Origin of the sequence: Collinsella sp. AM16-21 (assembly GCF_003471905.1) — a bacterium.
Taxonomy (GTDB): domain Bacteria; phylum Actinomycetota; class Coriobacteriia; order Coriobacteriales; family Coriobacteriaceae; genus Collinsella.
In genome coordinates this window covers 1-529 of the sequence record NZ_QRKJ01000046.1, presented here as the reverse complement: position 1 = coordinate 529, position 529 = coordinate 1, and the positions used below count along the sequence as shown (strand labels likewise).

General features: G+C 74.1%; 1 protein-coding gene. It reads right to left on the bottom strand.

Features of this window, described 5'->3' with window-relative positions:
- A partial coding sequence (locus DW180_RS10120; protein WP_147357401.1) for a transposase occupies window positions 1-529 on the bottom strand: 529 nt, incomplete at both ends.

The window sequence follows — 529 nt, the reverse complement described above, 5'->3', positions numbered from 1 at the left end:
GGCACCCGGTCGCGCATCACGGCGTATATCGCCCTGAGCCGCTTCCTCGCGACGGCCTTGAGCGCCCGCCCGTGCCCCATGCCCCGCGCCCTGCAGGCCCGGTAGTACTCGCCGTAGCGCCCCGAGGACCTCACCAGGCTGTTGCACGAGAAGATCAGCAGGGACTTGAGCCTCGCGTCGCCGCGTCTGGACGCCCTGACCGACCTCACCGACGTGCCGGAGCTCCTCACCCTCGGGGCTATGCCGCAGTACGAGGCCAGGTGGTCGTGGTCCGGGAACCTCCCGATGTCGACCGACACCGCGAGCTGCGCCGCGGTCCTCGGGCCGATGCCGGGCACGGTGAGCAGGCACGCGTAGGTCTCGTCGCCCTCGAGCAGCGCCGCCGTCTCGGCCTCGAGGGCCCCGGCCTCGTCGAGGGCCTCCGATATCCGGGCGGCCAGGAACCTGACCTGCCTGTTCTCGGCCTCGACGAGCGCCGGCGGGGGCGCGGTGGAGGCGGCCGCGGCCTCCCCGGCGGCCTCGGCCCGCG